Annotated in this window: 7 protein-coding genes; 1 reads left to right on the top strand and 6 read right to left on the bottom strand. The window is 58.5% G+C overall.

All coding sequences use genetic code 11. The features are described 5' to 3' along the window. The 4 genes from K9B37_RS20970 to hmgA all read right to left on the bottom strand — a co-directional run. On the bottom strand, positions 1–127 hold a 127-nt coding region (locus K9B37_RS20970), incomplete at its 3' end, for a CoA-transferase (protein WP_305072164.1). A gap of 82 nt (positions 128–209) precedes the next feature. Next, complete coding sequence (gene maiA / locus K9B37_RS20965) at positions 210–845, bottom strand: maleylacetoacetate isomerase (RefSeq protein ID WP_224315479.1); 636 nt, start codon at positions 843–845, stop codon at positions 210–212. Positions 846–855: 10 nt separating this feature from the next. Next, entirely contained in the window at positions 856–2,163 is a 1,308-nt protein-coding gene (gene fahA, locus K9B37_RS20960) for a fumarylacetoacetase (protein ID WP_224315489.1), read from the bottom strand. 8 nt (positions 2,164–2,171) lie between these two features. After that, positions 2,172–3,530 (bottom strand): homogentisate 1,2-dioxygenase, encoded by a 1,359-nt coding sequence (gene hmgA / locus K9B37_RS20955; RefSeq protein WP_224315478.1) that lies wholly within the window; start codon positions 3,528–3,530, stop codon positions 2,172–2,174. Positions 3,531–3,588: 58 nt separating this feature from the next. Here hmgA and K9B37_RS20950 point away from each other — a divergent pair, with 58 nt between their 5' ends. Next, positions 3,589–4,023, top strand: a complete 435-nt coding sequence (locus K9B37_RS20950) for a MarR family winged helix-turn-helix transcriptional regulator (RefSeq protein ID WP_224315477.1) — start codon at positions 3,589–3,591, stop codon at positions 4,021–4,023. Between the two features lie 321 nt (positions 4,024–4,344). Here the strand turns inward: K9B37_RS20950 and K9B37_RS20945 are convergent, their stop codons facing one another. Both K9B37_RS20945 and K9B37_RS20940 read right to left on the bottom strand, forming a co-directional pair. Continuing rightward, positions 4,345–5,199, bottom strand: a complete 855-nt coding sequence (locus K9B37_RS20945) for an IclR family transcriptional regulator (protein ID WP_224315476.1) — start codon at positions 5,197–5,199, stop codon at positions 4,345–4,347. Between the two features lie 549 nt (positions 5,200–5,748). Further along, positions 5,749–6,990, bottom strand: coding sequence for an NADH:flavin oxidoreductase/NADH oxidase (locus K9B37_RS20940; protein ID WP_369414385.1), 1,242 nt, complete (start codon positions 6,988–6,990; stop codon positions 5,749–5,751). Between the last annotated feature and the right edge of the window lie 224 nt (positions 6,991–7,214).

Here is a 7,214-nt window from a genome sequence, read left to right as displayed (position 1 = left end):
ATTCCCGGATGGCCTCGATCAGGGCTTCGGGAATGCCGCACAGGCCGAATCCCCCGGCCATGATGGTCATGCCATCCTTCACAAGCCCAGCCAGCGCCAAGCTCGCATCCTTGTAAACCTTATCCATTGCGTTTCCATGCGTGTTGATGGTTGGAAACCAGATGCCTGCCCGCCTTGGAAGCCAACACTGGAGAGGCAATCAGCGAGTTCTATTCAGCGTCCGGCTGCGCCGACGGATGAGCGCTCTTGAAAGCCCGGTGCTCGCCAGCAAGCCGCTCGACCCGGAGTATTCGCGGGAGGTTCTCTAGCGGCACGTTAAACCGGCGCGCCGCATAGAGTTGGGGCACAAGATAAACATCGGCCAAGCTTGGCTCTGGTCCGAAGCAAAACCCCTCGTCCTCGATCAAGCCTTCGACGGCAGCCAATCCTTGCCCGATCCAGGTAGCGATCCAGCCTGAGATCTCCGGCTCCGAGTGCCCGAACGTCTTCCGCAGGTAGTTCAGAGGGCCGACATTGTGCAGAGGATGGATGTCGCAGCCGATGATCGCTGCCGCGGCCCGCACCCTTGCGCGCTGGATCGGATCGGACGGTAGAAGCGCTGGCATCGGGGAGATTTCCTCCAGATACTCAAGAATGGCTGGTGATTGAGTAATGACGCCGCAACCGTCGATCTCAAGGACGGGTACGCGGCCCTGCGGATTTAGAGCCCGAAAGGTTGGCGCATTCTGTTCTCCGCTGTTGCGGACGAGATGAACAAAAGCCCGCTCCACCTCCAGGCCCTTCAGAGCCAGGGCAATGCGCACCCGATAGGAGGAGGTCGACCTCCAGTACGTATGCAACTTCATCAGCGACATCTCAGCGGGCTGGCTGGATCGTGGCCCGGCACTCGCCGAAGCCGATGGGAGCGAAGCCCTCGCGGCGACCACGTGCCCGCAGGATCACTTCATCACCGTCTTCCAGGAAGCGTCGCTGCTCGCTCGATGCGAGGACGACCGGGTTCTTCCCACCCAACGTTGTCTCGAGAATGCTGCCACAGCTCGACTGATCTGGCCCGGAAATCGTGCCCGTACCCAGCAGATCGCCTGGCTGAAGATTGCAGCCGTTGCTGGTGTGGTGTGTGATTATCTGGGCCACGGTCCAGTACATGTGCCGGGCATTGGACATGGACAGCCGATGGGCCGGAAGTCCTTTCTCCCGAAGGCCCGGTGTAAGAAGAAGAACCTCGAGCTCCAGGTTCAATCCGCCCTCGCGCTGATCGGCCTCATCGAGCAGATACGGCAGCGGTGCGGGGTCGCCATCCGGTCGCTTGGGCTGGGGAATGCGGAATGGAGCCAGTGCTTCGGGCGTGACAATCCAAGTCGAGACCGTGCTACCGAAATTCTTGGACAGGAACGGCCCCAGCGGCTGATACTCCCAGGCCTGGATGTCGCGCGCGGACCAGTCGTTGAGCAGGCAGAAGCCTCCCACCTGACCAGCTGCCTCGCCGATGCGGACAGGTTCGCCAAGAGTATTGCCAGGACCAATCCAGACCCCAAGCTCCAGCTCATAATCGAGTCGTTGGCACGGTCCGAAGCTGGGCTCCGTGGCATCTGGCGGCTTGGTCTGCCCACGTGGTCGTCGCATGGGCTCGCCGGAGGGACGAATCGATGATGCCCGGCCATGATAGCCGATCGGCACGTATTTATAATTCGGCAGCAACGGATTATCGGGCCGGAATTGCTTGCCGACGTTGGTGGCATGATGAATGCCGACATAGAAGTCGGTGTAGTCACCGACGTGGGCAGGGAGATACAACGTGCAATCGGCGGCATCGTGCAGGCACGTCTCTACCCTACCCTTCTCTGGGCTCCCCTGAGACAGCAATTCAGACAAGCGTGCGCGCAAAGCCTGCCGCGGACCTGCCCCGAGCGCCAGGAAAGGGTTGAGAACCGGGCCAAGAGCCGCTTCGGCAGCCTTGACGGCCTCACCTGCGAAGAGACCGGCGGCCAGAGCCGCCGGCAGGTCGAGGATCTGGTCCCCAATGGCTACGCCTCCGCGCGGAGAGCCACCGTTGGGGCTAAAGACACCGAGCGGCAGGTTCTGAATTGGGAAGTCAGAGTGACCGTTCGCGGATAGCACCCAGCTCTCCAACTTCGGGTCATGGGTTTGATCGAGTTGAGCCATCATCTCGCCTACCGTTGGTTCGGGTTGAAGTGTTTTTTGATCTTATGTCCGTACGCGCCGTAGTCCTTCTGAAAGGCTTCCGTATTCGCGGCAAATGCTGTGACCTTCTGCGGGAAGCGCGTCTCGAACATGAAGGCCAACGTTCCCTCCAGCTTATGCGGCTTGAGTTCGACATTGCTCGCCCGTTCGAACGCATCCACATCAGGCCCGTGCGGCAGCATGGTGTTGTGCAGCGACATGCCACCCGGTACGAATCCGCCGCCTGTCTTGGCGTCATAGACGCCGTAGATCAGTCCCATGAACTCGCTCATGATGTTCATGTGATACCACGGCGGCCGGAAGGTGTTCTCCGCTACCAGCCAACGGTCTGGGAAGATCACAAAATCGATGTTGGCGGTACCAGGTGTTTCGGAGGGCGAAGTCAAGACCGTGAAAATCGAAGGATCGGCATGATCGTACAGAATCGGCCCGACCGGCGAGTAGTGACGCAAATCATACTTGTAAGGCGCGTAATTGCCGTGCCAAGCTACGACGTCGAGAGGCGAGTGATCGAGGTCAGTGACCCAGAGCGAGCCACCCCACTTCACATACATCTTTGAAGGAGCATCCCTGTCCTCATAAGCCGCGACAGGCGTGAGGAAGTCGCGGGGGTTAGCCAGGCAATTGGCTCCAATCGGCCCGCGCTCCGGCAGCGTGAATGCTCCGCCGTAGTTTTCACAGATGTAGCCGCGGGCGGGTCCATCGGTCAATTCAACCCGGAACTTCACGCCACGCGGGATGACGGCAATTTCACCCGGCTCGATATCGATGATGCCGAACTCGGTCCACAAACGAAGCGCGCCTAGCTGCGCCACGAAGAGCATTTCCCCATCGGCATTGTAGAAGTACTCGTCGCTCATCGAGCGAGTGATGATATAGACATGCGAACCCATGCCCGCCTGCGAACCGGCATCACCTGCGGTCGTGATGGTGCGAATGCCTTCCAGGAAGGAGACCCCCTCTTCTGGCAGCGGAATGGGATCCCAGCGCATGGGCGCAATTGGCATCTCGACTTCCGGCGCCGGAGCTGTGCGCCATAGGCCGATATCGGCTTTCCGAAATTGCCCCCAGTGCGTCACCGTTGGACGGATGCGGTAGAGCCAGGAGCGCTCGTTGGTGGTGCGGGGCGCCGTAAAGGGCGAGCCGGAGAGCTGCTCGGCATAGAGGCCATAGGAGCACTTTTGTGGCGAGTTGCGCCCAATGGGCAGAGCACCGGGAAGGGCTTCGGTCTCGAAGCCGTTGCTGAAGCCGGACATGTAGCCGGGCTGGATGGCGCTCTCAAGCCTCTCAGCAGCGCGGGTGCGCAGAGATGGCGTCTGGACATTCATGAGGGTTACCTCCTAGTTTGTTACGGATGTAACCATCTATTTTGTAACTATCAACGCGATGACCAAACTCCAGCTTGAAGCTTTCCTGCCCTACCGACTGAACCGGATCAGTGCGGCGATCTCACACGAATTCAGGGCCGTCTATGGTCGGCATCACGACCTAACGGTTCCCGAGTGGCGGGTGCTTGCGACACTGGGGCAATTTGAGGAGATGGGCGCGAAAGCCATCGGACATCACTCCTCAATGCACAAGACTAAGGTCAGCCGGGCCGTCCGAGCATTGGAGGAACGGCGCTGGCTCAAGCGCCGCGAGTGTGAGGACGATCGTCGCGAAGAGATTCTGTCTTTAACCGCGCTTGGACGCAAAACTTACACGGATATCGTCCCTCGTGCCGTCGCTTTCGAGCGGCGTATCATGACGGCACTTGGCCCAGAGGCCCCATTCCTACTTCCCATTTTGGACCAGCTCGAGGAGATATTCAGAGTACCCTGAACCCGGAAGGTCCGGTTGCCCCTTCACGTCTTCCTATGATGCAGGGGCCGGCGATAAATATCGATGTCAAGACGAGTCGAGATGACTTTCGGTACAAGGATGTGTCTCGCCCATTGGCGGGAGAGCTGTCTCAGAGTGGCCCGATTATCTACAAGCAGGTCAGACTAAGCCGCCTTACCTTTGACAAAGTCAACACTATACCGAATCCCAGCAGTCAAGCCGGAAATTTAGCGCGTTGCCGTCGCGTTCGAACTCTGCCGAATATGTACGCACATGGCAGGGCAGCTTTGGGTAATGATCGCCTTCTATGAAATGCTGGGTTCACTCGGCTATCTCGAACCGGACACTATGAATCTCTTGCTCCGGTCGATCTTCCAACTCAGCGATGCGCAGAGTGATCACTCGTGTCATCTCTCTGACGATCTTGATCAACCTCTCCTCATCGCGAGCGAGGGGAGACGTGATGGAATAAGCAATCGAAATACTGCCTAGAACTTCTCCGTTCTCGTCGAACACCGGCGCTGCAATACCAGCGACACCCTTATCGAGCTCTTCACGGGAGATATAGTACCCCTCGCGGCGATTCCGCTGAAGGGCCGCATTGAATGACGTCCAATCGGCTCCGATCTTGTTTCGGTCGGTGTCACCTTCGCCTGTTTCAAAGATACGGCGCAACCTGCGTCGATCGAGGTTGGCAAGGATCACGCGGGCCTGTGCACCGCGGAAGAGCGGCATTCTGCGACCGGGTGAGTAGTTCAGTGCAGGCAAATGATTCGGGCGGCTGTAATAGACGTTCACCAAACGGTTGCCGTAGAGACGCCCAAGCAGCATGTGACAGCCAAGATGTGCCGACGATTCCTCCATGAGTTCTCTGGAGGCGGCTATCACTGGATCAAACTTGGAAATGATGTATTCAAGTTCCATAATCTTCGGACCTGGCGCATATCGCCCGGAGGTGCGCGACAGGAGTCCGATCTCATGCAGGTCGTGGACGTAACGGTACGCGCTCGCCTGGCTCACGCCGAGGGCATCTTCGACATCTGCCAATGTAATTGTCGGACGGCTCTCGGAAAATAGGTTCAGGATCTCCGAGACCCTCTTAAGAACCGATGTCTCATTTTTGGACTGCTCTCTGGACATGAGACCTTTACGGCGTTTTACGGCTGAATCGAGCACGTGACACTAGGGGTCCTCGCAATCTCCCATCCGATTCGGAGAGGTGTACCCATCGCGTCGAAGCATGAATTCGCCAGGTCATTGGGCGGCCTTTACGTATACAAAGTGAATTGACGACCGCGAAAGGGCCGATGTCCGGCAAAAAAGCGATGCTCCGCGTCGAAAATCATGCGCTCGTGTCGTATGCTTTTATGATCGATATGCAGCACCACTATACTGTACGCGCCATCCGCCAAGTTTCAAGGAACCAAATCTCAATATTTCTACCATGGCAGCATGTATTTTCAAGGTCGTTGTACGTTCCGAGAAGGTTGTTCACACCGACTGCGTGTCTGAAGGTCATCATTGCTGCAGGATCGGCTGAGGGACCTGGGGGATGAAAAACGCGCATCAGAATGGACGCACGACGGCCTAGGTTCGCCAGCGAACGTGCGCCATGGAGGCTCCGCCCATTTCAAGACTCGCGCTGAGGTGGATCTGAGAAACATCCTTTTGTTGAAAGGCTCAAAACGTTTCACGGTGAGGCGTCGACGGACATTTGCATTTCGATCATGGCTGAGTTTGGGGGCAAGCTGCCTGCCGGAAGCGCGAGCCGACGCTTCGCGCAAACCGCATTGCATCACCTGTGCCGCGATTAGCAACGTGTCTGTGGCCACGGCGTTTTCCGGTTGGAACATTGGCTGCGCCGGACAGGAAAGCCTGTTTCTGGTTACGCGCCCTTGTCCGCATCGACCAATAGGGCATCCAACACGCCCTGCCGCCGTTCGAGCCACCAGCCATACTGTTCCGGCCATGCCTCGAAGCCTGCGGCCGGCAACCCGAGCCGTTGCCGCGCATGCAATGCCCAGAAGGGATTTTGGAGCGCCTCGCGCCGATAGCGATGAGATCAGCCCGGCCATCGACAATGATCGCATTCGCCTGCAAGGCGTCGATGATCAACCCAACAGCCATAGTTGCGATACTCGATCCCTTCCGCACTTGTTCCGCGAAGAAAACCTGGAAGCCGAGCGCGCGCGGAACGCGCTGTAAGGTCGCGGCTCCGCCCAAACCTCCAGACGAGCAGTCGATCAGATCGATGCCTTGGGCCTTCAAGGCATCGGAGAAGACTAGCGAATCTTCCAAAGACCAGCCTCCATCAAGCCCGTCGACGGCCGAGATGCGCACGAAGACTGGCAACTCTCTCGGCCAAACCTCGCGCACTGCGTGCGTGACGAGCAATGGCAATCGCATCCTGTTCTCAAGGCTACCACCAAAGCGGTCCCTCCGTTGATTGGAAAGAGGAGAGAGGAATTGGTGGAGCAGGTAGCCATGGGCGGCATGGACCTCGATGATCTGAAATCCTGCAGCCATAGCGCGAATGGCCGCGTCTCGGAACGATTGGATGAGCCGCTCGATGTCGCTGGCTTGGAGTTCGCACGGCACTGGCCAGCCCGGCGCCATTGCCAGCAGGCTTGCCGAGACTGTTCGCCAAGGGACATCGCCATAGCTGCGATCGGCCTCCGTCAGTGGACCGTTTCCGCGCCAAGGCCGCTGCGAACTGGCATTGCGCCCGGCATGCCCGATCTGGATGGCGGGAATGGAGCCGTGAGCCTTGAGGAAATCCGTGATGCGTCGAAGCGGCTCGATCTGGTCATCGTGCCATAATCCGAGATCCCCCGGCGAAATACGACCATCGCGTTCAACGGCCGTCGCCTCCACGATGATCATTCCAGCTCCGCCAAGGGCGAATTTTGCGAGATGCGCGAAATGCCAATCGTTGGCCTCGCCTTCGATCGCGGAATATTGGCACATCGGTGAGATCGCGATCCGGTTCGGGATCGTCAAGTTTCGGATGGACAGAGGTGAAAATAGGTTCGGCTGCGTCGAAGTAGCTTCTGCGGCCTCGACGTGAGAGGATTCGGTCAAGCCGGAGTGATTTGCGTTGCGTATCATCGCGCTTCCATGCCGGGCTGGCGTTCAGGACAAAAGTCGGGTTTCGACGGGCTGATGTCCCCGCAATGTTACCCGGCCAGCTT

Origin of the sequence: Microvirga puerhi (assembly GCF_020089865.1) — a bacterium.
Lineage (GTDB): Bacteria > Pseudomonadota > Alphaproteobacteria > Rhizobiales > Beijerinckiaceae > Microvirga > Microvirga puerhi.
Note: the sequence above shows the minus strand (reverse complement) of the source record. Positions and strands in the feature narration are given on the sequence as shown.